At 61.2% G+C, this 23,614-nt stretch carries 24 protein-coding genes; 7 read left to right on the top strand and 17 right to left on the bottom strand.

Annotated elements, in window-relative coordinates; all coding sequences use genetic code 11:
- On the top strand, positions 1-323 hold a 323-nt coding region (locus AC0IXA_RS23665; protein ID WP_471814605.1), incomplete at its 5' end, for a hypothetical protein.
- Positions 324-371: 48 nt separating this feature from the next.
- Here the strand turns inward: AC0IXA_RS23665 and AC0IXA_RS23660 are convergent.
- Together AC0IXA_RS23660 and AC0IXA_RS23655 are read right to left on the bottom strand one after the other, a co-directional pair.
- Complete coding sequence (locus AC0IXA_RS23660; protein WP_471814603.1) at positions 372-1,109, bottom strand: SDR family oxidoreductase; 738 nt, start codon at positions 1,107-1,109, stop codon at positions 372-374.
- Positions 1,110-1,235: 126 nt separating this feature from the next.
- Positions 1,236-2,117 carry a helix-turn-helix domain-containing protein gene (locus AC0IXA_RS23655; RefSeq protein WP_471814621.1) on the bottom strand — a complete coding sequence of 294 codons (882 nt, stop codon included), beginning with the start codon at positions 2,115-2,117 and terminating at the stop codon, positions 1,236-1,238.
- A gap of 258 nt (positions 2,118-2,375) precedes the next feature.
- Between AC0IXA_RS23655 and AC0IXA_RS23650 the strand changes: the two genes are divergently transcribed.
- A complete protein-coding gene (locus AC0IXA_RS23650; protein ID WP_016774231.1) occupies positions 2,376-3,140 on the top strand; it encodes an SDR family NAD(P)-dependent oxidoreductase in 765 nt (254 codons plus the stop codon).
- Positions 3,141-3,314: 174 nt separating this feature from the next.
- Positions 3,315-4,232 carry an AraC family transcriptional regulator gene (locus tag AC0IXA_RS23645; RefSeq protein ID WP_471814602.1) on the top strand — a complete coding sequence of 306 codons (918 nt, stop codon included), beginning with the start codon at positions 3,315-3,317 and terminating at the stop codon, positions 4,230-4,232.
- On the opposite strand, the gene AC0IXA_RS23640 is transcribed toward AC0IXA_RS23645, so the two are convergent.
- On the bottom strand, positions 4,233-5,162 hold the full coding sequence (locus AC0IXA_RS23640; protein WP_471814600.1) for a LysR family transcriptional regulator: 930 nt from the start codon (positions 5,160-5,162) through the stop codon (positions 4,233-4,235).
- Positions 5,163-5,256: 94 nt separating this feature from the next.
- Positions 5,257-5,967: an SDR family NAD(P)-dependent oxidoreductase gene (locus AC0IXA_RS23635; RefSeq protein WP_016774234.1), complete on the bottom strand. Its 711-nt coding sequence runs from the start codon at positions 5,965-5,967 to the stop codon at positions 5,257-5,259.
- 265 nt (positions 5,968-6,232) lie between these two features.
- On the opposite strand from AC0IXA_RS23635, the gene ycaC reads away from it, so the two are divergent.
- Positions 6,233-6,862 (top strand): isochorismate family cysteine hydrolase YcaC, encoded by a 630-nt coding sequence (gene ycaC / locus AC0IXA_RS23630; protein ID WP_016774235.1) that lies wholly within the window; start codon positions 6,233-6,235, stop codon positions 6,860-6,862.
- 193 nt (positions 6,863-7,055) lie between these two features.
- Here the strand turns inward: ycaC and AC0IXA_RS23625 are convergent, their stop codons facing one another.
- The 3 genes from AC0IXA_RS23625 to AC0IXA_RS23615 form a co-directional block, all read right to left on the bottom strand.
- Positions 7,056-7,754 (bottom strand): tRNA (adenine(22)-N(1))-methyltransferase, encoded by a 699-nt coding sequence (locus AC0IXA_RS23625; RefSeq protein ID WP_471814599.1) that lies wholly within the window; start codon positions 7,752-7,754, stop codon positions 7,056-7,058.
- 130 nt (positions 7,755-7,884) lie between these two features.
- Positions 7,885-8,934, bottom strand: a complete 1,050-nt coding sequence (locus tag AC0IXA_RS23620) for an NAD(P)-dependent alcohol dehydrogenase (RefSeq protein WP_471814598.1) — start codon at positions 8,932-8,934, stop codon at positions 7,885-7,887.
- A gap of 142 nt (positions 8,935-9,076) precedes the next feature.
- Positions 9,077-9,304, bottom strand: coding sequence for a hypothetical protein (locus AC0IXA_RS23615; RefSeq protein WP_471814597.1), 228 nt, complete (start codon positions 9,302-9,304; stop codon positions 9,077-9,079).
- Between the two features lie 164 nt (positions 9,305-9,468).
- On the opposite strand from AC0IXA_RS23615, the gene AC0IXA_RS23610 reads away from it, so the two are divergent.
- Positions 9,469-9,678, top strand: a complete 210-nt coding sequence (locus tag AC0IXA_RS23610; RefSeq protein WP_051600414.1) for a hypervirulence associated TUDOR domain-containing protein — start codon at positions 9,469-9,471, stop codon at positions 9,676-9,678.
- Here AC0IXA_RS23610 and AC0IXA_RS23605 read toward each other — a convergent pair.
- The 5 genes from AC0IXA_RS23605 to AC0IXA_RS23585 form a co-directional block, all read right to left on the bottom strand.
- Positions 9,675-10,928 carry an NAD(P)/FAD-dependent oxidoreductase gene (locus AC0IXA_RS23605; RefSeq protein ID WP_460154562.1) on the bottom strand — a complete coding sequence of 418 codons (1,254 nt, stop codon included), beginning with the start codon at positions 10,926-10,928 and terminating at the stop codon, positions 9,675-9,677. The genes AC0IXA_RS23610 and AC0IXA_RS23605 overlap by 4 nt on opposite strands.
- On the bottom strand, positions 10,918-12,510 hold the full coding sequence (locus tag AC0IXA_RS23600; RefSeq protein WP_471814596.1) for an aldehyde dehydrogenase (NADP(+)): 1,593 nt from the start codon (positions 12,508-12,510) through the stop codon (positions 10,918-10,920). Before AC0IXA_RS23600 ends, AC0IXA_RS23605 begins: the two co-directional genes overlap by 11 nt.
- 63 nt (positions 12,511-12,573) lie before the next feature.
- Positions 12,574-13,521 (bottom strand): dihydrodipicolinate synthase family protein, encoded by a 948-nt coding sequence (locus AC0IXA_RS23595; protein ID WP_110599051.1) that lies wholly within the window; start codon positions 13,519-13,521, stop codon positions 12,574-12,576.
- Between the two features lie 54 nt (positions 13,522-13,575).
- Complete coding sequence (locus tag AC0IXA_RS23590) at positions 13,576-14,502, bottom strand: 4-hydroxyproline epimerase (protein ID WP_471814595.1); 927 nt, start codon at positions 14,500-14,502, stop codon at positions 13,576-13,578.
- A gap of 22 nt (positions 14,503-14,524) precedes the next feature.
- Entirely contained in the window at positions 14,525-16,150 is a 1,626-nt protein-coding gene (locus AC0IXA_RS23585; RefSeq protein WP_217850050.1) for an APC family permease, read from the bottom strand.
- 221 nt (positions 16,151-16,371) lie between these two features.
- Between AC0IXA_RS23585 and AC0IXA_RS23580 the strand changes: the two genes are divergently transcribed.
- Positions 16,372-17,142 (top strand): AraC family transcriptional regulator, encoded by a 771-nt coding sequence (locus AC0IXA_RS23580; RefSeq protein ID WP_130888640.1) that lies wholly within the window; start codon positions 16,372-16,374, stop codon positions 17,140-17,142.
- Here AC0IXA_RS23580 and AC0IXA_RS23575 read toward each other — a convergent pair.
- Positions 17,139-17,735: a LysE family translocator gene (locus AC0IXA_RS23575; RefSeq protein WP_151550749.1), complete on the bottom strand. Its 597-nt coding sequence runs from the start codon at positions 17,733-17,735 to the stop codon at positions 17,139-17,141. The two genes, AC0IXA_RS23580 and AC0IXA_RS23575, sit on opposite strands and share 4 nt — an antisense overlap.
- 54 nt (positions 17,736-17,789) lie before the next feature.
- The gene (locus AC0IXA_RS23570) at positions 17,790-18,626 is read right to left on the bottom strand and encodes an AraC family transcriptional regulator (protein ID WP_471814594.1); all 837 of its coding nucleotides are present in this window, start codon (positions 18,624-18,626) and stop codon (positions 17,790-17,792) included.
- Between the two features lie 1,027 nt (positions 18,627-19,653).
- On the opposite strand from AC0IXA_RS23570, the gene AC0IXA_RS23565 reads away from it, so the two are divergent.
- A complete protein-coding gene (locus AC0IXA_RS23565; RefSeq protein ID WP_471814593.1) occupies positions 19,654-19,914 on the top strand; it encodes a hypothetical protein in 261 nt (86 codons plus the stop codon).
- A 79-nt stretch (positions 19,915-19,993) separates the two neighbouring features.
- Here the strand turns inward: AC0IXA_RS23565 and AC0IXA_RS23560 are convergent, their stop codons facing one another.
- Genes AC0IXA_RS23560 through AC0IXA_RS23550 form a run of 3 tightly spaced genes read right to left on the bottom strand, consistent with a single transcriptional unit; the run spans position 19,994 to position 23,510 of the window.
- Positions 19,994-21,232, bottom strand: coding sequence for a nucleoside permease (locus AC0IXA_RS23560; protein WP_110599063.1), 1,239 nt, complete (start codon positions 21,230-21,232; stop codon positions 19,994-19,996).
- A 42-nt stretch (positions 21,233-21,274) separates the two neighbouring features.
- Positions 21,275-22,357 carry a sugar phosphate isomerase/epimerase family protein gene (locus AC0IXA_RS23555; protein ID WP_471814592.1) on the bottom strand — a complete coding sequence of 361 codons (1,083 nt, stop codon included), beginning with the start codon at positions 22,355-22,357 and terminating at the stop codon, positions 21,275-21,277.
- Positions 22,347-23,510, bottom strand: a complete 1,164-nt coding sequence (locus AC0IXA_RS23550; protein ID WP_471814591.1) for a Gfo/Idh/MocA family protein — start codon at positions 23,508-23,510, stop codon at positions 22,347-22,349. The genes AC0IXA_RS23555 and AC0IXA_RS23550 overlap by 11 nt, the downstream gene beginning before the upstream one ends.
- Positions 23,511-23,614: the final 104 nt, after the last annotated feature.

The raw sequence follows: 23,614 nt of genomic DNA, 5'->3' as shown, positions 1-23,614 counted from the left end.
CTGTGGGAGCGGGCTTGCCCGCGAAGACGGCGGTACATTCAACATCATGTTTGCCTGATCCACCGCTTTCGCGAGCAAGCTCGCTCCCACAATGTTCCGTGTTGACCAATGATTTGGTGGTGCTACCACCTCTGTGGGAGCGAGTCTGCTCGCGAAGGCGGCGTCACATTCAACTTCATATTCGCCTGAACCACCGCTTTCGCGAGCAGGCTCGCTCCCACAATTTTTCCGTGTTGACCAATGATTTGGTGGTGCCACAAAAAACCTGTGGGAGCGGGCTTGCCCGCGAAGGCGGCGGTGCATTCAACATCATGTTCGCCTGACCCAGCGCTTTCGCGAGCAGGCTCTCTCCCACAGATTGACTCCTGGTTTCAATAAGGGCTCGCGGTTGGACGCACGATCAGTTCGCTGACGTCCACGTCCGCCGGTTGTTCAACGGCGTAGGCAATCGCGCGGGCGATGGCTTCGGCGGGGATGGCGATCTTGCGGAATGACTTCATCTCTTCGCGGCCGCCTTCATCGGAAATGCTCTCGGCCAGTTCCGATTCAGTCACGCCCGGTGCGATGACGGTGACGCGGATATCGCCGCCGACTTCCTGACGCAAGCCTTCGGAAATCGCCCGTACGGCGTATTTGGTCGCGCAGTACACCGCCGCAGTAGGGCTGACCGCGTAAGCGCCGATTGAGGCGATGTTGATGATCTGCCCGGCGCGCTGGCGCTGCATCAACGGCAGGCTGGCGGCGATGCCGTGGAGTACGCCACGGATGTTGACGTCGATCATGCGGTTCCACTCATCGACCTTCAGCGCGTCCAGCCGCGACAACGGCATGACCCCGGCGTTGTTGACCAGCACATCGACACGGCCGTAATGCTCCACGGCAAAATCGACGAAGCGCTGCACATCCTGCTGATCGGTGACGTCCAGTGCGCGGAACTGCGCGTGGCCACCGGCGCTATTGATCTCTACGGCAATGACTGCCAGACGCTCGGTGCGCCGTGCACCCAACACCACTTTGGCGCCACGTTCGGCGAGCAGGCGTGCGGTGGCTTCGCCGATGCCGCTGCTGGCGCCGGTAATCACGATCACTTTGTCTTGAATGTTCAGCATGATGTCGTCCTCTTCTGTGTGCCCGTGAGTGGGCTTGGAAGAAGGTTAAGCGCGGCGGCTCATGGGCTATTAATCGATTTCTCCACGGGATTTGCCCAATTCTGCTGCATCGCTTTTCGACAGGTTTCAGGCCCCGCGTGGCGCATCGCGGTAGGCACTAGGCGTGACGCCAACTTCGCGGCGGAACACCTGGGAAAAATGGCTGGGGCTGGAATAGCCAACCTCCAGGCCGATGTCGATCACGCTGCCTGCGGTCTCCAGCAACAGATGACGCGCGCGGCTCATGCGCAGGCGGATGAAGTATTGCGAGGGCGATAAACCGGTAGCGCGCTTGAAGGTGCGGCTGAAGTGGTAGTCGCTCAGCCCGGCGATGGCGGCCAGATGACTGAGGCTGAAATCCTCCGCCAGATTCGCATTCATGGCTTCGATCACCCGGCGCAGTTTGTAAGCGGGCAGGGCGTTGTCGCGGCGCGGGTTGCTGTCGGGGTCGAGGTAATGACGCAGCAGATGGATCGCCAACGCCTGAGCCAAGCTGTGCACCAGCAGAGCGCTGGGTTGGCGCTGTTCGGTCAGTTCGATGCGCAGTTGCTCAAGGATGAAGCTGACCTGCTCGTCACGCGCACCGGACACGTCGACAAACGTCACTGCACCGGCCTGTTCGCCGAACGCTTCGCGCGCCGCTTGTTCGATCAGGCCCAGACCGAGGTAGAGGTGCATGACTTCGAGCACCTCACAGCCTTCGGTCTGCCAGCGCATTTCATAAGGTTCGCGGGTGTTGGTCAGGAAGAAGTCGCCCGCCGTGACCTGGCTCGCCTGCCATTCTCCACCCAACGAACGTTCTTCGACCCGGGCAGTGCCGGCCAATACCAGCACCAGCAGCGGTTCGGCCACGCATGGCACGCGGATCGGCTCAAGCAGGGTTTGATGGCGGAACAGCTGCACCACTGCATCCTTGATCTGCGGCCGCGGCGTGGTCGTTTCCGCAATACCGGGCAGATGCTCCGGCATGGCTTCGGCGGCGATGCGCGCTGGCTGGCTGATTGTCGGTGTAGCGGGGCTGGCAGGGGGCACAGGACGCTCCATCAAAAGCTTCGGCTGTGAATGATTTTGCAGGTTAGGGCGGGCGGGCAGGAAATTCCAGCGCAAAACTCCGACAGTCCCGGCAATCGCCCGAAAGCCCGGCGGCGGAGAGTGCGCGACAGTGAAGCCGTGTTTACGACCGCGCCATCAGGCGCAACACCGATTCGCTATCGAGGAGTTAAAACCATGACTGATTTCAACCACACCCTGCCACAAGAAGTCGCCGGTAAAGTTGCACTGGTCACTGGCGCGGCCAGTGGCATCGGCAAGGCGATTGCGCTGATGCTGCACGCTCGCGGCGCCAAGGTGATTGCCGAAGACCTCAACCCGGCTGTCGAAGAACTGGCTCGTCCCGATCTGGTGCCGCTGGTGGCGGACATCACCGAGGACGGCGCCGCCGAACGTGCAGTAGGCCTTGCCGTCGAGCAGTTCGGGCGCCTGGATATTCTGGTCAATAACGCCGGGATCATTATCAACAAAGCAGTGATCGACATGAGCCGCGACGACTGGGAAAAGATCCAGGCAGTGAATGCCACGGCCGCCTTCCTGCACTGCCGCGAAGCGGTCAAGGCGATGATCCCGAACAAGTCCGGCGCGATCGTCAATATCGCTTCCTATGCGTCGTACTTTGCCTTTCCGACCATTGCCGCCTACACCGCTTCCAAAGGCGCGCTGGCACAGTTGACCCGCACGCTGGCCCTTGAAGTCATTGAACACGGCATTCGCGTCAATGCCATCGGCGTCGGCGATGTGGTGACCAATATTCTCAACGATGTGGTCGAGGACGGCCCGGGCTTCCTCGCGCAGCACGGCGAAGCGGCGCCAATCGGTCGGGCGGCGCAGCCGGAAGAGATCGCCGAGATCGTGACCTTTCTGGCCTCCGACCGCGCCAGTTTCATGGTCGGCTCGGTGGTCATGGCCGATGGCGGCATGACGGTAACGGCGGGTTGATAGTCGGGTGAGAAGCCAAGGGCGCGTGTGATAACGCGCCCATGGCTTTGCCAGTAAGACGAGCACGCAGAATCAGGCAAATCTGCAGCATCTTTGATCTAGTCGCCGCTGGATAAAACTGGCTAATCTTCCTCCGCAGTTGACCCACCTTCGTCTGCTTTCGAGGCCCTTTGCATGGATAACCACGACGCTTCCATCCTCCACGACACGGCGGTGTATCGCGCCGAACTGGTGCGCTTGCTGACTCAGCGCTTCGATGCGCCAGGCTCCTACGAAACGGCGATTGCGCCGCTGCACGTGATCCGTCTCGATGGCCCGTCCGAGCTGATTCACGTTGTGCACCGGCCAGCGCTGTGCCTGATCGTGCAGGGGCGCAAGGAAGTCGGGCTGGGTGACGAACGCTTCCTCTACGACCCGCTGAATTATCTGGTGGTGTCGGTGACATTGCCGGTGTCGGGACGGGTGATCGAAGCCTCGCCCGAGGCGCCGTATTTTTGCGTACGGCTGGATTTCGATCCGGCGCAACTGACGCAACTGATAGCCGAATCGCCGCTGACCGGCATGCCACAGGACGCCGGTCGCGGGATGTTTCTCGACAAGATCGACGTGACATTGCTCGATACCATGCTGCGTCTGGTGCGCCTGCTGGATAATCCACGCGACATCGGCATGCTCGCGCCGATGGCGTTGCGCGAGCTGTATTACCGCCTGCTGCGCGGCCAGCACGGGCATCTGCTGTATGAAATCGCCGTCAACGATTCGCAGACCCACCGGGTCACGCGCGCTATCGACTGGCTGAACAAGAATTTCACCGAGCCGCTGCGTATCGACGCGCTGGCGCAGGTGGCCAACCTGAGCAACTCGGCGCTGCATCACCGCTTCAAAGCCGTCACCGCCATGAGCCCGCTGCAATATCAAAAACAGCTGCGCCTGCAAGAGGCACGGCGGCTGATCATCAATGAAGGGCTGGACGTCTCGAGCGCCTGTTACCGCGTCGGCTACGAAAGCGCTTCGCAGTTCAGCCGCGAATACAACCGCCAGTTCGGCTGCCCGCCGTCCAAGGAACTTAGCCGCCTGCGTCAGACCGGTTGATTACCGGGCGGGTCCTGCCCATTGCTCACGAAACCCCAGCAGAAAATCCACAAACGCCCGCACCCGTTGCGGCACATAGCGGCCGTGCGGGTAGAGCAGGGTGTAGGGGCGCGAACGTCCGGTGTACGGTTGCAGCACTTCCATCAGGCGGCCATCGGCGAGTTCCTGCTCGACGATGAAACGGTAAGTCTGAAACAGCCCGGCGCCGTGCTTGGCCAGCGTCACACCGCCGAGCACGTCATCGGAGCAGGAATAGCCACCGTCGGAGATCACTTCCAGGTCTCGGCCGTTTTCCTGAAACAGCCAGGAAATCCGCCGCCCGCTGCTGGGCAATTCGAACTGGATGCACTCATGCGCGATGAGATCGTCCAGCGTCTGCGGCGTGCCGGCTCTATGCAGATATTCAGGTGCGGCGACCACCACCAGGGCGGCGTCTTCCAGCAGACGCGCGATCAGGGTCGAGTCCGGTTGCGCGCGCACGCGTATCGCCAGGTCGTAGCCCTCTTCAACGAAGTCGATATTGCGATTGCCCAAGTGCACATCGACCGTGACCTCGGGGTACAACGCGCGAAATTTCGGCAGCAGCGGCAGGATGCGGTGATGCCCGTAGGTGGTCGGCAGGCTGATGCGCAGTCGCCCCGACGGCGAAGTCTGCGCGCCCATGACTTCCTGCTGCGCTTCAACCAGTTGCGTCAGCGCCTGGCTGCATTGTTCGAAGAAGCTCCGGCCGGCGTCGGTGAGGCGAATGCTGCGCGTGGTGCGCGCGAACAGTCGCGAACCCAGGCGTTGCTCCAGACGCAGAATCGACCGGCTCACTGCGGCCGGCGTGACCCCGGCCAGTTGCGCGGCGGCGGTGAAGCTGCCGGCTTCGGCGGCCAGGCAGAACAGTTCGATACTGCCTAACTGCAAATCTTCAAAATGGCGTTTCATTGTGGCTCGCACCGAGGATCGACGGACGTTCATCCTCTGTGTACCACAACCAACGACGCCGCCGGTATCCACCGGCGGCGTTGCAGGGTTTCGATCAATGGCCGGCGCTCTGGCCACCGTCGACATGCAGGATCTCGCCAGTGACGAAATTTGCCCCGTCGAGGTAGAGGATCGCTTGCACGATGTCGTCGATTTCGCCCATGTGGCCGACCGGGTGCAGGCTGCCCAGCGCCTGATGGGTTTCCTCAGCGTGCATCGGCGTTTTGATGATGCCCGGCGACACGGCGTTGACCCGAATCCCGCGCTTGGCGTACTCGATGGCCAGGGATTTGGTCGCGGCGTTGATGCCGCCCTTGGTCAGCGACGCCAATACCGAAGGCACGCCATCGATTGCATGATCGACCAGGCTGGTGGTGACGCTGACGACGTGGCCGCTGCCGTGTTTTTCCATCTCGGCGATGGCCAGTTGCGAGATGTAGAAGAAGCCGCTCATGTTGGTCGCCACGACCTGGGCGTAGTCCGCCTGGCTGTAAGCGGTGAACGGCTTGGCCAGAAAGATCCCGGCATTGTTGACCAGCGTATCGACGCGACCGAAGCGGGCAACAGCGGCGCGAATCACGCGCTCGGCGGTTTGCGGATCGGCAATGTCGCCGGCGACGGTCAGGACATCCGGGTCGCTCGACTCTTTGATCGAGCGCGAAGTAGCGACCACTTGATGGCCAAGGGCGCGAAAGCCTTCGACCAGACCTGCACCAATGCCTTGCGAGGCGCCGGTGATGACAACTACTTTTTTCGATGTGCTCATGATGATTTCCTCTGTCGCTGGCCCGTCAGGGTGGCGGGTGGCTGTTGGAAGAGACTTTAGGAAGTTGTGCCGAGTTGATAAATGGGGGCTGAGGTACATCATTTGTACTGTGGTGTATCTAATCAGAGCGGGCCTCGAATGATTGTCCCGTTTGAGTGGACGGTGAAACCCTTTTCAAGCGATTTATCCCTTTGCTGTGCGTCAGTAATCTGTACCCAACTTGAACGCAACAACAAACTTCAAAACTTGAAAAGGGACGCACACCATGACCACTCCAACCTACAACCGCCTGAACAAAGACGACGCTATCGTACTGCTGGTGGATCACCAGACCGGTCTGATCTCGCTGGTGCAGGACTTCTCGCCGAACGAGTTCAAGAACAACGTGCTGGCGCTGGCGGATCTGGCCAAGTTCTTCGACCTGCCAACCATCCTTACCACCAGCTTCGAACAAGGCCCGAACGGCCCGCTGGTGCCGGAGCTGAAAGAAATGTTCCCGGACGCGCCGTACATCGCTCGTCCAGGCCAGATCAACGCTTGGGACAACGAAGATTTCGTCAAGGCAATCAAGGCCACCGGGCGCAAGCAGATCATCATTGCCGGTGTGGTCACGGATGTGTGTGTCGCGTTCCCGACCCTGTCGGCGCTGGCGGAAGGGTTTGATGTGTTCGTGGTCACCGATGCGTCCGGCACCTTCAACACCACCGTGCAACAAGCCGCATGGAGCCGTATGACTCAGGCCGGCGCGCAGATGATGAACTGGTTCTCGGTGGCTTGTGAGCTGCACCGCGACTGGCGCAACGACATTGAAGGCCTGGGCAATCTGTTGTCGCAGCGCATTCCCAACTACCGCAACCTGATGAACAGCTACTCGGCGCTGACGCAGCAGAAGTAAGTTCACGGCCCACGAAAAAGCCTGCTTTTAACAGCAGGCTTTTTGTTTTTCCGACGGCTGCGGCCAACTTGGTTGCTCTGTAGCTTGACCCACCGCTTTCGCGAGCAGGCTCGCTCCCACAGTTGACCGTGTTTCTTCAGGAGAAATGCAATTTCCTGTGGGAGCGAGCCTGCTCGCGAAGACGGCGGCACAGTCACCCGAGCAATTCGCTGATCCACTGCATCTCTTGCTTCAGCGCAAGAATTTTGTCCTCCGGCAACGCCTGTTGCGCTCGCGTAAACTGCCCCAACGTCTTCTGCCGCTGCTTCAGCCTGCGTTGCCATTTGTGCAGAAATGCCGGGCAGCGCGCCTGCAGATGCAGGGGTCCGAAAAACAGTTCCCTGGCATCGTAAGTCACCGGATCAGAGGCCCGCTCGGCAACGATAATTTCGTAGTCGAAGCGATTTTCGTGCAGCACTTCTTCGCAAACGATCCGGTAACTGTTATCCATCAACCACTGGCGCAGCGCTTGCTCGCCGCCGTTGGGCTGCAGGATCAATCGTTCGTGGCCGCTGAGATGGGCTTTGCCACTGTCGAAAATATCGCGAATGGTTTCGCCGCCCATGCCGCACAGGGTGATGGCGCTGATGCCGTCGTCAGGCCTGATCGCCGCCAGGCCATCGGCCAGACGCACGCTGATCTGGCCGTGCAGGTCGTTGTCATTGACGGTGCGTTGCGCTGCGTGGAACGGCGTGCGCGCGACCTCGCCAGCCACCGCCGCTGTAATCAGGCCTCGGCGCATCAGGGCAACGGGCAAATAGGCGTGATCGGAACCGATATCGGCCAGTCGTGCGCCGACCGGCACGTGAGCGGCGACGCGTTCAAGGCGCATGGACAATGTCTGTTGGTTCAACGGCGACCCCTGTTCACCCAGCGGTGGAAAAAGGGGTGCGACTCTGGCGAGCAACGCGGGCGCTGTCAAATTGCGCCGATGGAATCCCTCAAGCCATCGGCAGCCTTGCGCTGCCGATGGGCGCTTGCGCTTAGCCGGCGAGGGTTGCGTTGTCGATGACGAAGCGGTATTTCACGTCGCCCTTGAGCATGCGCTCGTAGGACTCGTTGATCTGGTCGGCGCGGATCAACTCGATGTCGGAGACGATGCCGTGCTCGGCGCAGAAATCCAGCATTTCCTGGGTTTCAGGGATGCCGCCGATCATTGAACCAGCAATGGTGCGGCGCTTGGTGATCAGGTTGAACACGTTCGGCGACGGATGCGGCGAGGCAGGCGCACCGACCAGGGTCAACGCGCCATCGCGCTTGAGCAGGACGAGGAAGGCGTCGAGATCGTGCGGCGCTGCGACGGTATTGAGGATGAAGTCGAAGCTCTTGGTGTGTGCCGCCATTTCCTCGGCATTGCGTGAAACCACCACTTCGTCCGCGCCCAGTGCCTTGGCCGCTTCACGCTTGGATTCGGAAGTGGTGAATGCAACGACATGGGCGCCCATGGCGTGGGCCAGTTTGATGCCCATGTGGCCCAAACCACCGATGCCGACCACGCCGACTTTCTTGCCGGGGCCAGCGTTCCAGTGGCGCAGCGGCGAGTAGGTGGTAATGCCGGCGCAGAGCAGCGGCGCGACGGCGGCCAATTGCGCCTCGGGATGACGGATGCGCAATACATAGCGCTCGTGCACGACGATGTTTTGCGAATAGCCGCCGAGGGTCCAGCTCGGTGCGTCCGGGGTCGGGAAATTGTAGGTGCCGATCATGCCGTCGCAGTAATTTTCCAGACCGGATTCGCAGTCATCGCAGTGCTGGCAGCTGTCGACGATGCAGCCGACACCGACCAGATCGCCGACCTTGTAGTTTTTGACGTGATCGCCAACCGCCGAGACGCGGCCGACGATTTCATGGCCGGGGACGCAAGGGAATTGCGTGCCAGCCCATTCCGCGCGCACCTGATGCAAGTCGGAATGGCAGATGCCGCAGAAGGCGATATCGATCTGCACGTCGTGCGCCGCCGGGGCACGGCGGTTGATCTGCATCGGTTCAAGAGGTTTGTCGCCAGCGTGGGCGCCGTAGGCTTGTACGAGCATGTGAGCATCCTCCATGGGGTTGTCGGACGCCCATTGTTGCGCCTGGGTCGGAGCGCGAGGTAGTGCATTTCTGTGAAATGCTTGCCTGATTCTGCTGTTGATTGCGCAACCGAAAGGCAGCCGTATGGCTGCCGTTTCAGGCTCAACGCGGATTGGGCTGGTCGTCCATCTCGGCGTTATCGGTTTCCTGACGTACGCGCTCCGGATCCAGGCCGGTACTGTCATCATCCAGCGGGATTTCGCCTTCGTTGTCGGGTAGCTCGTCGATGCCGCGTTCCTTCATCGGATCGACCTCGGTACGCCCCGGACTCAGCGAGTCGGGCGTGGTTGGGAGCGGATCGTCACCTTGCTTGCCTTGATCGTTATTCATCTCACACCTCGTCATGGCCGTTTTCTTCGGCTTGTGCAGGTTGGAGGTGCGGGTGATTTTCGCCGTTCGATTTTTTTGTCTGCCTTCGGTCGCCTCGCCAAAATGCGGAATTTCTCCGACGCGCGCGGCTCCATAAACCAACAGCCAGAGGCGAGGACGCAATGATGAGCAGTTCATTCAAAGTCGGCGACGCGGTGCGCTGGAATTCCGAGGCCGGCGAGATCCACGGCAAAGTGGTCAAGGTGCACACTCGCGATACCGAGTTCATGGGCCGCCACCGCCCGGCCTCGAAAGATGCGCCGCAGTACGAGGTCAAGAGCGACAAGACCGGCCACCTGGCCATGCATCACGGCGACGCGCTGAAGCACGCTTAGAAACGTGCCAGTCGGTAGGGCTCAGCGTTGGGCAATGCGAGGGTGGCGCCTGAAACCATTTTCCCGATCATCTCAGCTGTGACCGCCGCTTGAGTCAGGCCCAGATGCTGATGACCGAAGGCAAGCAACACCTTGCCCTCGCAAACTTGGTCGATCACCGGCAGCGAATCCGGCAGCGACGGACGAAAGCCCATCCACGGTGTCGCGCCATCAGCGTTCAGATCTTTGCGAAACAGGCCTTGGCTCAGGCGCTGCAACTGCCAGGCGCGCGCCATGTTCGCCGGCCGCTCCAGCCCGGCGAATTCGACCGTGCCGGCCAGGCGCAGGCCTTCGCGCATCGGCGTCATGATGAACTTGCGCTCCAGCGAGGTGACCGGGAAGGGCAGGCGATCATGCTCGTGCGGCAGCATCAGGTGATAGCCACGTTCGGTGTCCAACGGTACTTGCTTGCCGGTCAGCGCGGCAGTCAGTTTCGCCGAATGCGCACCGCAGGCCAGTAACACGCGGCTGGCCGTCACACCGCCGTTGCCCGTTATCAATAAGACGCCTTTTTCCTGCACGTAGCCGCCCTGAACCTGCTGCTGGAGAAAACTCACACCGCTGCTGCGAGCCGCTTCGACCAGTGCGCAGACCACCCGATAGGGATCAAGGAAATGCCCGGTGCGCGGGAAAAACAGTCCGCCCTGAATCTGTTCGCTGAGTTGCGGCGCCGTTTCTCGGATCGCCCCGGCCTGCCAGTAATCCACCGGCACCTGCTGCTGATGCAGCCGTGCCTGCAAAGCTTCGATGGCCTGACGGGATTCAGGTTTTTCGAAGACCAGTAACGAGCCGTCAACCTTGAGCAGATCCGTGCGCTGGATATCGCTGAGCAAGCGCTGCCACGCATCCAGGCTGCTTTCATTGAGCGCGCGCAAGCCGGCGACGGTTTTCTGAAAAGGCTCGGGCCGCAGATTCAGCAGCAAGCGGGTGAACCACGGCAGGGCGCGCGGCAGATATTTCCAGTCCAGGCGCAGCGGCCCCATCGGGTCCATCAGCATGGCTGGCAAGCGCTTGAGGATAGAAACATCAGCGATCGGAAACACCTGCTCGGTGGCCAGATGTCCGGCGTTGCCGAACGAAGCGCCATGCCCCGGTTCCTGCTGATCGATGACCACCACCCGCAAACCCTGACGCGCCAGGCGCAATGCGCAAGCCACGCCAATGATTCCGGCGCCGACCACGGCGATGTCGTGCGAAGGATTATTCGCCATGGCGTGTCGCTTCCCGTTGGCCATCGAGCAAGCGCCGAAGGTTGAGCGGATTGGTCTGTTGCAGCGCCGTCGGCAGCAAGCTGTCGGGGAAATCCTGATAGCACACCGGCCGCAGGAAACGCAGGATCGCCGCAGTGCCCACCGAGGTGCTGCGCGCATCCGAGGTTGCCGGGTAAGGCCCGCCATGCACCATTGCATCGCAGACTTCCACGCCGGTCGGCCAGCCATTGCCCAGCAAGCGCCCGGCCTTGCGCTCGACGGTTGGCAACAACGTGCGCGCCAGTGCAAGGTCGGCGTCATCCATGTGCAGGGTCGCGGTCAGTTGGCCTTCCAGATGTGCGCAGACCTGACGGATTTCTTCGTCACTGCTGCATTGCACGATCAGCGCTGTCGCGCCGAAGACCTCGGCTTGCAAGCTTTGATCGGCAAGAAAATCCGCTGCATCGGTGCTGAAGACATGCGCCTGACACTGATTCGGGCCGCCGGCGACTTGGCCAACCGCTACCGCGCGTGCACGGGGATTGCCTTGCAGTGCCGTCACGCCTGCTTGATAGGCACCGAAGATGCCGGGCGTGAGCATGGTTTGCGCCGCGCTGCGCGGGATCAGTTCAGCCACCGCGCTGAGGAACCCGTCGAGCGCCGGGCCTTTGCGGGCAATCAGCAATCCCGGGTTGGTGCAGAACTGCCCGGCGCCCAATGTCAGCGACGCGACAAACCCTTCGGCCAGCGCCTGCGCGCGATTTTCCAGCGCGGCGGGAAACAGCAAAACCGGGTTGATCGAGCTCATTTCCGCATACACCGGGATCGGCTCGGGCCGCGCTTGTGCAGCTTTCATCAAGGCCAGACCGCCAGTGCGCGAGCCGGTGAAACCAGCGGCTTTGATGCGCCAGTCGCTGACCAATGCGATGCCGACTTCGTAGCCAGAATCGAACAACAAGGAAAACACGCCCTCGGGCAGAGCGCAGGCTTTGACCGCTTGCGCGACTGCGCGGCCGACCAGTTCGCTGGTGCCCGGATGGGCGCTGTGCGCCTTGACGATTACCGGGCAACCGGCCGCCAGTGCTGCGGCGGTGTCGCCACCGGCCACGGAAAATGCCAGCGGAAAGTTGCTAGCGCCGAACACCGCGACCGGCCCCAGGGCAATCTGCCGCTGGCGCAAGTCGGAGCGCGGCAGTGGTTGGCGTTGCGGTTGCGCACTGTCGACGCGCACGTCCAGCCATTCACCGGCGCGCACGGTACGGGCGAACAGGCGCAATTGCGAGCAGGTGCGGCCACGTTCGCCCTGAAGGCGTGCAGGCGGCAGACCAGTTTCGGCGTGGGCGCGTTCGATCAGTTCATCGCCAAGGTTTTCGATGTGCTCGGCAATGCTTTCGAGAAATGCCGCACGGGCGCTCAGGCTGGTTTCGCGGTACGCGTCTTGCGCCGCCCAGGCCAGGGCGCAGGCATGTTCCACCTGTTCGGCTGACGCCCCGGCGTACTGCGGTTCAAGTGCCTGGTTGGTCGCCGGATCAATCCCGCGAGAGGCCGGACGATTGCCCGCCACGGATTGTTGGCCGATCAGCATGTTGCCCGTCAGAGTCATGGTGTCTTCCTGTGAAATGAGCGAGGCCTGCCGCGAATCGTGATGACTCGCGGCAGGTGGCGGTCAGGCGAAGTTCTGCTCGGCGGACCAGTTTTCGTACCAGTGACGGAACAGCGAATACTGCTTCTCGGCATAGCGCCGTTGCGAGTCGCTCAGCACGTCGCTTTCGTTGAAGTGCAGGGTGTATTCCTTGTCGCCGTTGAGCACCATCAGGTGCTTGTAATACAGCACCAGATCGCAACCTTCGTCGAACGATGACAGCACCGCCAGCGCCGACTCCAGTTCCCGCGCCTGGCGCCGGGCCTTGGCATCGCCTTGCGCGGCCTGCTTGCTCAGCGCCACCAGTTGCAGCACTTCGCGGGGCAGGGCGTTGCCGATGCCGGTAATGGCGCCGGTGGCGTTGCAGTTGACGAAGCCGTGCACCACTTGCGTGTCGACGCCGACCATCAGCGTCACGTCGTCATCCTTGGAGGTGATGTTCTCGGCCGCGTAGCGCAGGTCCGCGCCGCCGCCGAATTCCTTGAAGCCGATCAGGTTCGGGTATTCACGGCGCAGTTCGAAAAACAGATCGGCGCGGGTGGCGAAGCCGTAGTAAGGGCTGTTGTAGATCACCGCCGGCAAGTTCGGCGCGGCTTGCAGGATGGCGGCGAAGTGGGCCTTTTGCGCCGTCGCCGAAGCGCCACGGGACAGCACGCGCGGGATGACCATCAAGCCTTGCGCGCCGACTTTCGCCGCATGCGCTGCGTGGGAAACCGCTTCCCGGGTATTCACTGCACCAGTGCCGACGATGGTCGGCACCCCGGCAGCGACCAGGCGCGCCACGCCTTCCTGGCGCTCGGCTTCGGTGAGCAACGGCCAGTCGCCCATCGAGCCGCAGTAGACCACGGCGCTCATGCCGACATCGATCAGCTCGCGTCCCTTGGCCACCAGCGCATCGAAGTCCGGTTTGCGCTGGGCGGTGCACGGGGTCATCAGGGCCGGCATGCAACCGGTGAAGATGTTGTCGCTCATGGTTCAACTCCTTGGCATTTCGTTTGATTCGTGGTGAAAAAGCGGTGTGGCGGCTCAGATGCCCCACGCGAACGGGTCGCTGTCGTCGATCAGCAAGGTGCTGTCGGCGGTCATGTAGGCGCGGCCGGTGATGAACGGGCGAATGCGTTCACCTTCCCAATCGAAGCGCCCTTCGAACTGGCTGCCGGTAATGCTCGCCTGGATCCACGGCGCGCCCGCTTGCAGCTTGTCGTCAGCGGCCAGGCAGGCAAGTTTGGCGCTGGTGCCGGTGCCGCATGGTGAGCGGTCATAGGCTTTGCCGGGGCACATGACGAAGTTGCGGCTGTCAGCCTGATCGTCATCGGCGAACAGTTCGATGTGGTCGATGACCGCGCCGTCTTCGCCACAAATGCCTTGGTCTTCCAGCGCCTTGAGCATCGCCCAGGTGTACGCAGTCAGGTGTTCGACGTTGTCCATCGTTAATCTCTGGCCATGCTCGGAGACCAGATAAAACCAGTTGCCGCCATAGGCGATATCGCCGACCACGCGGCCATAACCCGGCACCTCCACCAGTACCTGTTTGCGATAGCGGTAGGCGGGCACGTTGCCCAGGGTGACCGAGCCATCGTCATGCAAAGTCGCGCTGACTTGCCCCACCGGTGTGTCGATCTTGTGCACGCCCGGCTGGATTTTCCCCAGATGCTGCAACGAATTGATCAGGCCAATGGTGCCGTGGCCGCACATGCCCAGGTATCCGGCGTTGTTGAAGAAGATCACCCCGCAGGTGGCGTCCGCCGACACCGGTGGGCAATAGAGCGCGCCGACCAGCACATCGTTGCCGCGTGGCTCGAGCAGACAGGCGCGGCGCCACTGATCGTGCTGGCTGCGCAGGGCGTCGCGTTTCTCGGCCATGTTGGTGCCGGACAACTCGGGGAAGCCGCTCATCACCAGTCGTGTCGGCTCGCCGCCGGTGTGGGAATCAATGACGTGTACTCGTTTCATGAAGAGATCCCGTTGGATGATTTCAGTAGGCGCCGGCAGGGCGGGCGTTGACGGTGGGCGAGGGCGCAGGGCTTTCGCTTTCTTCGTCCTCGTCGTCCAGGCGCAGCAGATGGGCAGGCACGCCGGTCGCTGCGCCCCAGTAGTAAATACCGGTGGCGCAAGCGGCGACGACAAGAGTGTCGAACGGATGAGCGAGGATGCCCAGGCCACCGAAGGTGCCGAGTTTCGACAGCACGATAGTCACCGCGTAGAACGCGATCAGCCACGCCGATGAGCGCACCTGACGCGCCAGACTCAGGTGTGCGGTCGGCACAAAGCGACCGCAGAACAGGTAGATGACAAACATCAGGATTTGCAGGCCGAGCAGCCACGACACGGTGTTCCAGCCCGACCAGTAAACGATCAGCGCGGCGATGATGAACGACACCGGCCCGAGCAGGCCCATGCTCTTGACCCGGAACGGGCGCGGCATGTCCGGCGCATTGCGCCGCAGCGCCGCAACCGATACAGGCGCCACCGCATAGCTCAACACCAGCGCGGCGGAGACCACGTTGATCAGCGCTTCCCACGACGGGAATGGCAGGGTCCAGAACACCGACAGGGCGAAAGTCAGCCACAGCGCCGGACGCGGGATGCCGGACTTTTCATCGATGTGGGTGAAGACCTTGAAGAAAGTGCCGGTCTGCGCCCAGCCGTAGATCACGCGCGGCGTTGCGTTCATGTAAATGTTGCCGCAGCCGCTCGGCGAGATCACCGCATCGGCGACCACCAGATAGGCTAGCCAGCCGACACCGAGCGCCAGGGCGATGTCGCGATAGGGCAGGGCGAATTCCTTGCTGATACCGGCCCAGCCGTTGGCGAGCATCTCAGTCGGGATGCTGCCGAGAAAGGCCATTTGCAGCAGCACGTAGATCAGAGTCGACAGCAGCACCGAAAGAATCAGCGCAATGGGAATGGTGCGCTGTGGATTTTTCACTTCGCTGGCCACGGAAATGATCGGCGTCAGGCCCAGGTAGGCAAAGATGATCCCCCCGGCAGAGACCGCCATCTCCACGCCGGACAGGCCGAATGGAGCGAATCCCTGAACCTGAAAGTTTTCCGGTTTGAAGAAGGTGAACAGCACGCCGATCACCAGCAGCGGCACGATGAATTTGAACACGCTGACCAGATTGTTGGCCTTGGCGAAGGTCTTCACGCTGCGGTAGTTGAGCAGGAAAAACACGCAGAGCAGGCCGAACTGCACCAGCCAGCCGAGGATCGTCGGATCGCCACTGCCAGCCTTGGTCAGGCCGGGAAACCACGCCGCCGCGTATTGGCGCGAGGCGACCACTTCGATCGCCACCAGACTGGAAAACGCAATCAGCGTAATGAAGCCCATCAGGTAGCCGAGCAGCGGGCCGTGGGAATAAACCGGGTAGCGCACCACACCGCCGGCACGGGGCAATGCCGCGCCCAGTTCGCAGTAGACGATGCCCAGCAGCAACACGGCGAAACCGCCCAGCAACCAGGAAAAAATCCCCGCCGGACCGGCAATCGCCGAGACATGGCTGGCGGCGAACAACCAGCCGGAGCCGAAGATCGCGCCGAGTCCGATAAAGGTGAGGTCGATCAATGAAAGCTGTTTTTTGAACTTGCCTTGGCCTGACATGGCATCGCCTTCTTGTGAGTTATTGGATAGGCAGTTGTGTCACGGGGACGAGCAGACTTTGCACCGCTCGGCAGTGGCGGCGATTGATGTTTTATGCCGGGATCGATGACGAATTCAGCACAATGGCGCCGATGAATCCGCGGCCTCGACAGGGCCGCGACGTTGCTGCAATCTGCTGGCGAGTGACATTTGCGGTGGTTCAATTCGAGGGGAAGTGTTTGATGCAGTCAGCGTTTTCGATCCTGTGCCAGGGCACTGACGGCTTGCGTCCGCAGACCCTCGAAGCGATGGTCGCCGGTGCCGCGCAGCTGTTGCCGATACTCGATGTGATCCCCAATGCGGCGATCTTCATCAAGGATCTGCACGCGCGCTATGTGCTGGCCAACCGCACGCTGGTGCAGCGTTGTGGCTTGAAAGACCTGCGCCCGTTGCTCGGCAAAACCAGTGCGCAGGTTTTCCCGGCGCAGTTGGGCCCGGGTTACACCGAGCAGGATCGCAAGGTGCTGGAGGAAGGTTTTGTGTTGGAGGATCAGCTCGAACTGCATCTGTATGGCAGTCGCGAACCGGGCTGGTGCCTGACCCACAAGCGGCCGATCTACAACCGTGACGGGACGATCATCGGCCTGGTGGGGATCTCGGTGGATCTGCAGTCAGCCAGTGAAACCCACCCGGCGTTCGAGCGCCTGGCGGCGGTCGATGAATACATCCGCGGCAACTTCAACCGGCGGGTGACGCTGGGTGAACTGACGCGGATCGCCGGGATTTCCGTGGCGCAACTGGAACGCTACTGCAAACGCGTTTTCCACCTGACACCACGGCAGATGATTCAGAAAGTCCGCCTGGAACACGCGCATCGATTGCTGCACAGCGACTTGCCGATTACCGAGGTTGCGCTGCAATGCGGCTACACCGATCACAGCGCTTTCACCCGTCAGTTCAAGGCCTCGACCGGGTTTACACCACGCGAATACCGGCAAGCCACCGGGCATTAGATCAACACGGCCAGCCAGGCCGAGAGCAGCAGAAGAAGGGCCAGTGCCGCGTTCATGCGCTTGAACGCTTGCGGTGAGCTGAGCAACCGCGTGCTGCCGACGCCGAGCAATGCCCAGAGCGTCATGCACGGCAACGATACCAGCAGAAACGCCAGCGACAACACCAGCAGGCGCAGCGTCTTGTCGCCGCCACCGACGAATACGCTGACCACGGCCACGGCCATCATCCACACCTTCGGATTGACCAGTTGCAGCAGCGCCGCGCCGAATACGCTCAAGCCTTGTTCCTGGGCGGCATTCGGGTCCAGCGATGGCGGCGGGCTGCGAAAGATCTGCCACGCCAGCCAGCTCAACCAGAGCACACCAGCCCAAGCCATGGCTTGCTGCACGCGCGGAAAGCGCAACAGGGTTTCGCCAGCGCCGAGCCCGACCACCAGCACAATCAGCGCCGCCGCCGCACAGGCGCCGAAAATGATCGGCAACGTGGCAATCAATCCGCGCCGCGAACTGTGGCTCAGCACCAGAATATTGGTCGGCCCCGGCGTGATCGAGGCGACGAAAGCAAACAGCAGAAAGGGCAGTAAAGAAGCCATGGTGCAAATTCCTGAAAGTCGAAACAGGACACCATGATCGTCAGCGGGCGGGCCTCAGTCTGGAAGATTTGAGCAGCGTCTGCGGTAGTCCGCCGGGGTCAATTGATAGGCGCGGCGGAACCAGCGCCCCAGATGACTCTGATCGGCAAAACCAAGCACGCTGGCCACCTGCGCTGGCGTCTCGCCGCGCGCGAGCAATTGCCGCGCCTTGGCCAGTCGCAGTTGGATCAGGTAGGCGTGGGGTGCCAGACCGAAAGCGGCCTTGAACGCGCGGGTCAGGCGAAAACGATCGACACCACAGGCTTGCGCTAGGTCGTCGAGGCCGATGTCTTCGTAGGTGTGGGCATGCAGATAGTCGCGCGCAACCTGCGCAACCAGTGGCAGGCGCGGATCGAAGTCCTGACGCTTGCGCCAGTCGAGATGGCGGGTGAGGGACGCCAGCAGGCCATCCAGCGCAGTCTGCCGGACGATGCGCAGATCGCCGTCATGTAACACGTGGAAGGCTCGCACGATCGCCGTCGACAGGCGCGGATCGTGGCTCAGGGTGTCGGCAAAGCCTGGCTGACTGTCGGCGGGCGCCTCTTCGAACAGCGCGTGCAGTTCGCGCTCCAGCCAGTGCGGATCGAGGTACAGCATCGAGTAGGTAAAGCCATCCTCGGTCGGCGCATGGCCATCGTGGATTTCTCCCGGCTCAAGCAGAAACACATGCCCCGGCGTACTGCGATGACGCACGCGGCGGCAGTTGAATTGCTGGACGCCCTGCTCGGTAACGCCGACGAGAAAACTGTCATGCCAGTGCGGATCGTAGGCATGGCCACGGAAATGCGCACGAATCGACTCGATCCCGGTATCGACATCCTGCGAGAGAGAGATCCAGTTGCGTTTGTCCATGGGAGCACTCCAGGGGCGGTTGAGCAGGGGCGTTTTTAAAATACCGCGTGGCGGAGGAGAGTGTTTAGAAGATTTGTGCAGGTGAGAGGGGGCGAGTCAGACAGGGTGTCTTGGTTCGGGCGTTACCAGAAAATGCAGGCGAAAAAAAACCGCCTTCGCGGGGCGGTTTTTTAGTAGGCCTCGATTTGCGATCGAAGCCAGGTGCTGCACCAGCCACCCTAACCAGGATTGCCATGGTATGGAGTTTTACCGTTCCTTGCAACGGTTGAACAGCCGTTCGAAACAAGTGCGTCTTCGGCCCTGCGAAGAGTTTATATGTTTATGTTTGTTGAAAGTTGTCTGGCAGAAATAACATTTAACAAAGGCGTGTCGGTGTTTGATGAATAACGGTGTGAGTGACGCTTTTGTCCTGGAGTTTTCAGGTTAATATGCCCGCGCTCAACTGATAGAGCGGCGGAGAGGTTTGGCTGGGGGCGCAAAAGTTTTTACGCCCTTCGACGCGGATTCGCACCCGTGCCGGAATGATGTCTCGAAGGGATTTCAACCGGCCGCCTCACCAGCCACCCTAGCCAGTCGGCTGAAGGCACGCATGGTCCGGTAAGTTTGCTGGAGGTTTGGCCGCTAGCCCTGGAGGCCAAAACGTATGAAGCTTTTGCTGCGTACGCTGAGCCTTGTATGGAGATTGTTGAAAGCCTTGCGCTTTGACGAGTTCCTGCGAGACCGCTTTGACGACCTGAAATAAGGCTCGTCTGAGTGGGGAAGACCCGTTTCGGTTTCGATCGATTCGGGTCTTTTTTATTTGGGTAAACTGTCAGAAGTACGACTTGTCAGTTTGGTGCTTTGCATGTTGTAGGGCGTTTCGCCTGGATGTGTAAGCAACAGCTTAACGGTGTGATAAAAAGCGGCCTTCGTTTCTTCAATCATTGATTGCGTCAATAGCAACCATTAAGTCAATGAAGTTCTCATATCCACGGTGCGGCGTAAGATCGGCTCCATACCCAACCACTGCAACTCGGAGCACATCATCATGAAACGCCAGACTATCCTCGGTATCGCTTTCTCGGTTTTTGCACTGAATGCCTTCGCCGCCACCGAAACCGACCAGCTGTTCAGTGATGCGGTCGCGGCCGCCACTCAAACAGACCGCTTGTTCAGCGACGCAGTAGCCGCAACCGAAACCGATCCACTGTTCAGCGATGCAGTAGCCTCTGATGGCTCCGATCATCTGCAAGGCAATCGGGTCGCCGAAGGTGGCGCTGACCGTCTGCTCGAACGTCGCACCGCTTGAGCGCAACGATGAGCATCGATAACGAATGCCGCCTCAACCACAGGCGGCATTCGTTCTATTCATGCATTACAACTCTGCTCTAAACCGCACTCGGCAGCACAGCCTTGTCGCGGTCGCGGCTCTTGAATGTCGCCCAGAAACACAGCAACACCGCCACGGAAAAACCGGCTGGGAACAGCCAGATGCTTCTCCAGTCATGCCCCGCGCTTGATGTGAAGTGGTCGGTAATCCGTCCCGCGATCCAGAAACCAATCAACATGCCCAATCCGTACGTAGCCAAGGTGATCAAACCTTGCGCCGAGCTGCGGAAGCGTTCCGGTGCCTTGGCATCGGTGTAGATTTGCCCGGACACGAAGAAGAAGTCATAGCACACACCGTGCAGGGCAATGCCGATCAGCAGCATGAATGCCTGATCGTCGTCATTGCCGAACGCAAACAGCACGTAGCGCAACGCCCAGGCAGCCATGCCGACCAGCAGGGCGATCTTGATGCCGAAGCGATGGATGAACAGCGGCAACAGCAACATGAACAGCACTTCCGACACCTGACCGATGGCCATCTTCGCTGTCGGGTTGGTCACGCCTATCTCGGCCAGAAACGGGTTGGCATTCTGGTAATAGAAGGCCAGCGGAATGCAGATCAGGATCGAGGCGAGGAAGAACACCAGATAGCTGCGATCCTTGAGCAAACCCAACGCATCGACGCCGAGCATCTGCTTGAGGCTTGATGAGCCCGCTGCGCTTTTCAGCGGCGCAGTGTTCGGCAGACTGAAGCTGTAAAGCCCCAGCAACAGCGACGCGCCGGCGGACATCAGGAACGTATTGCGCAAGCCTCCAGCCGCGATGCTTTGCTGCGAGTCCCAGGCGAACACGAAGCTGATCACCACGCCGGCGACGATCCAGCCCACCGTGCCCCACACGCGAATGCGCGAGAATTCCAGCGCCGGGTCTTTGATCTGGCGGAACGCCACGGCATTCACCAGTGCCAATGTCGGCATGTAGACCATCATGTAGGCGAGCACATAGGGATAAAACGCGCTGAAGTCTGCCGCGCGATAGAGCTGATAAAGCAACACTGCGCCAAGCAGATGCAGCACTGCCAGAATGCGTTCGGCGTTGAAGAACCGGTCGGCAATCAAGCCAATGACAAACGGTGCCAGAATCGCGCCCCAGGATTGCGTGGCGAAGGCCATGCCGACCTGACCACCGCTGGCGGCCAGCGTTGTCGCCAGAAAAGTGCCGAGGGTGACGAACCAGCCGCCCCAGATAAAGAACTGCAAAAACATCATCACGCTGAGTCGCGCATTCATTACGTTCATTTCAGATCACCGTATTGTTTTTATGTCGGTAACGCGGATGAATCAATCGTCAGTCAGACCGAGCAGGCGTCGGTTGGAAGCAGCGTCAGCGCTGACTCCGGCGAAATCGTCGAAGGCCTTGGCGGTCTTGCTGATCATGTGTCGCTCGATGAACGCCGCGCCTTCCGCCGCGCCCTGTGCGGAGTCTTTCAGGCAGCACTCCCACTCCAGCACGGCCCAGCCGTTGAAGTCGTATTGGCACAATTTGCTGAAGATCGATTTGAAATCGATCTGGCCATCGCCCAGCGAGCGAAAGCGCCCGGGACGCTCGACCCAGCCCTGATAGCCGCCATAGACACCGGAGCGCGCATCGGGGCGGAACTCGGCATCCTTGACGTGGAACATGCGGATGCGTTGGTGGTAGCGGTCGATGAAGCCGAGGTAGTCCATTTGCTGCAGCAGCAGGTGGCTCGGGTCATACAGAATTGCGGCGCGGGGGTGATGATTCACCGCTTCAAGAAACTGCTCGAACGACGCGCCGTCATGCAAGTCTTCGCCGGGATGGATTTCGTAGCACAGATCAACGCCAGCCTCTTCGAAGCAGTCGAGAATCGGCAGCCAGCGTTTGCCCAGTTCGGCGAAACCTTGCTCGACCAAACCGGCCGGACGCTGTGGCCACGGATACACGTAAGGCCAGAGGAGGGCGCCGGAGAAGGTCGCATGGGCCGTAAGTCCCAAACGCTTGCTGGCACGAGCGGCCAGTTTCAACTGCTCAATGGCCCATTCGGTGCGCTCCTGCGGCTTGCCGCGCAACGCTGGCGGGGCGAAGTCGTCGAACAGGCTGTCGAACGCCGGATGCACCGCGACCAATTGCCCTTGCAGGTGCGTCGACAACTCGCTGATCACCACACCGGCGCGGGCGCAGACTGCGCTGAGTTCGTCGCAGTAATCCTGGCTCTCAGCGGCGCGCTGCAAATCGATGAACCGCGTGCCGAGGGTCGGTACCTGGATGGCTTTGTAGCCTTGCGAAGCGGCCCATTCGGCGATGTTGGCGAGGGAGTCGAAAGGCGCTTCGTCGGCGATGAATTGCGCGAGGAAAATCCCCGGACCTTTCAGGCCAGTCGAATTTTGCTGATCACTGTGCATTGTGCTGGGCTCCTGTCAGTGGGCCGGGTATCTCGCTCCACTTTTCATTGCCAAGGTGATTGGCGATCGCGGTTTCAATGAAGGCCATGCCGCGCAGGCCGGTCTCGATGCCCGGTACGCCTGGAGCCTGATGGCCCTCGGCGCCATGCACAATCGCTTCGGCGAGATCGCCGTACAGGTTGGCCATGGCTTCCAGATAACCTTCGGGATGCCCCGCAGGCAGGCGCATGCGTCGGGTTGCGGCGGCACACAGCCACGGCTGACCGACCCCGGAGCGCAGAACGCGCATCGGCTCGTTCAACGGTCGATGAATCAGGCTGGCCGGGTCCTCTTGGCGCCACTCCAGCCCACCCTTGTCACCGTAGACGCGGATCTTCAGCGGGTTTTCTTCACCGGCGCAGACCTGGCTGGCGAGCAATACGCCACTGGCGCCGTCGCGCATTTTGAACAGCATCGCCACATCGTCATCCAGTTGCCGCCCCTCGACATGGGCGCCAAGCATCGCGCTGATGAACTGGATCGACTGGCCGGCAACGAACTCGGCGAGGGAAAACGCATGGGTGCCGATGTCGCCGATGCAGCCGCCGATCCCGGATTGCGTCGGGTCGTCGCGCCAGCCGGCCTGCTTGTTGCCCTGCCCGGCGACATCGGTGCTGAGCCAGCCTTGCGGGTACTCGACGAGGACTTTGCGCACGCGCCCGAGCACGCCGCTGGCGACCATTTCGCGGGCCTGCCAGACCATCGCGTAACCGAGGTAGGTGTGTGCCAGCCCGTAAATTCGCTGGCTGTTGATGACCACCGAGTGCAGCGCCTGCACCTCGGCGAGGTTCAGCGCCGCGGGTTTCTCGCTGAACACGTGAAAACCGGCGCTCAATGCTTCGCGGGCAATCGGGGCGTGCAAATGATTGGGGGTGACGATGACCAGCAGTTGCATGCGCTGCTCGGCGGGCAGGGCGGCCTCGCGGGCGAGCAGGGTTTGCCAGTCGTCGTAACAACGCTCGGCCGCGACACCCAACGCCGCGGCGGTGCGCTGATTATTCTCCGAGTCGCGGCTGAACGCGCCACAGACCAGTTCGAAGCGTCCATCGAGCCCGGCGGCTTGCCGGTGGGCACGGGCAATGAATGAACCTTCACCGCCTCCAACAAAACCCATTCTTATTTTTGCGGCAGCGTACATGGCGGTCGTCTCGGTAGCTGGATGCAATGTTGATATGTGATGTAACCGGTTACATCGTGGGCGAAATCTAGGCTTGAATT

The organism is Pseudomonas sp. AC083 (assembly GCF_979253165.1).
The sequence above is the reverse complement of the archived record's forward strand: the minus strand, read 5'-3'. Positions and strand labels throughout refer to the sequence as shown.

Excerpts from the sequence above, each read along its gene's own strand:
- AC0IXA_RS23620 (WP_471814598.1), bottom strand. The coding sequence starts at position 8,934 with ATGCTCGTACAAGCCTACGGCGCCCACGCTGGCGACAAACCTCTTGAA.
- AC0IXA_RS23660 (WP_471814603.1), bottom strand. The coding sequence starts at position 1,109 with ATGCTGAACATTCAAGACAAAGTGATCGTGATTACCGGCGCCAGCAGC.
- AC0IXA_RS23590 (WP_471814595.1), bottom strand. The coding sequence starts at position 14,502 with ATGAAACGAGTACACGTCATTGATTCCCACACCGGCGGCGAGCCGACA.
- AC0IXA_RS23560 (WP_110599063.1), bottom strand. The coding sequence starts at position 21,232 with ATGAACGTAATGAATGCGCGACTCAGCGTGATGATGTTTTTGCAGTTC.
- AC0IXA_RS23580 (WP_130888640.1), top strand. The coding sequence starts at position 16,372 with ATGCAGTCAGCGTTTTCGATCCTGTGCCAGGGCACTGACGGCTTGCGT.
- AC0IXA_RS23615 (WP_471814597.1), bottom strand. The coding sequence starts at position 9,304 with ATGAATAACGATCAAGGCAAGCAAGGTGACGATCCGCTCCCAACCACG.
- AC0IXA_RS23575 (WP_151550749.1), bottom strand. The coding sequence starts at position 17,735 with ATGGCTTCTTTACTGCCCTTTCTGCTGTTTGCTTTCGTCGCCTCGATC.
- ycaC (WP_016774235.1), top strand. The coding sequence starts at position 6,233 with ATGACCACTCCAACCTACAACCGCCTGAACAAAGACGACGCTATCGTA.
- AC0IXA_RS23595 (WP_110599051.1), bottom strand. The coding sequence starts at position 13,521 with ATGAGCGACAACATCTTCACCGGTTGCATGCCGGCCCTGATGACCCCG.
- AC0IXA_RS23655 (WP_471814621.1), bottom strand. The coding sequence starts at position 2,117 with ATGCCGGAGCATCTGCCCGGTATTGCGGAAACGACCACGCCGCGGCCG.
- AC0IXA_RS23640 (WP_471814600.1), bottom strand. The coding sequence starts at position 5,162 with ATGAAACGCCATTTTGAAGATTTGCAGTTAGGCAGTATCGAACTGTTC.
- AC0IXA_RS23605 (WP_460154562.1), bottom strand. The coding sequence starts at position 10,928 with ATGGCGAATAATCCTTCGCACGACATCGCCGTGGTCGGCGCCGGAATC.
- AC0IXA_RS23585 (WP_217850050.1), bottom strand. The coding sequence starts at position 16,150 with ATGTCAGGCCAAGGCAAGTTCAAAAAACAGCTTTCATTGATCGACCTC.
- AC0IXA_RS23610 (WP_051600414.1), top strand. The coding sequence starts at position 9,469 with ATGAGCAGTTCATTCAAAGTCGGCGACGCGGTGCGCTGGAATTCCGAG.
- AC0IXA_RS23650 (WP_016774231.1), top strand. The coding sequence starts at position 2,376 with ATGACTGATTTCAACCACACCCTGCCACAAGAAGTCGCCGGTAAAGTT.
- AC0IXA_RS23565 (WP_471814593.1), top strand. The coding sequence starts at position 19,654 with ATGAAACGCCAGACTATCCTCGGTATCGCTTTCTCGGTTTTTGCACTG.
- AC0IXA_RS23635 (WP_016774234.1), bottom strand. The coding sequence starts at position 5,967 with ATGAGCACATCGAAAAAAGTAGTTGTCATCACCGGCGCCTCGCAAGGC.
- AC0IXA_RS23600 (WP_471814596.1), bottom strand. The coding sequence starts at position 12,510 with ATGACTCTGACGGGCAACATGCTGATCGGCCAACAATCCGTGGCGGGC.
- AC0IXA_RS23550 (WP_471814591.1), bottom strand. The coding sequence starts at position 23,510 with ATGGGTTTTGTTGGAGGCGGTGAAGGTTCATTCATTGCCCGTGCCCAC.
- AC0IXA_RS23645 (WP_471814602.1), top strand. The coding sequence starts at position 3,315 with ATGGATAACCACGACGCTTCCATCCTCCACGACACGGCGGTGTATCGC.
- AC0IXA_RS23570 (WP_471814594.1), bottom strand. The coding sequence starts at position 18,626 with ATGGACAAACGCAACTGGATCTCTCTCTCGCAGGATGTCGATACCGGG.
- AC0IXA_RS23555 (WP_471814592.1), bottom strand. The coding sequence starts at position 22,357 with ATGCACAGTGATCAGCAAAATTCGACTGGCCTGAAAGGTCCGGGGATT.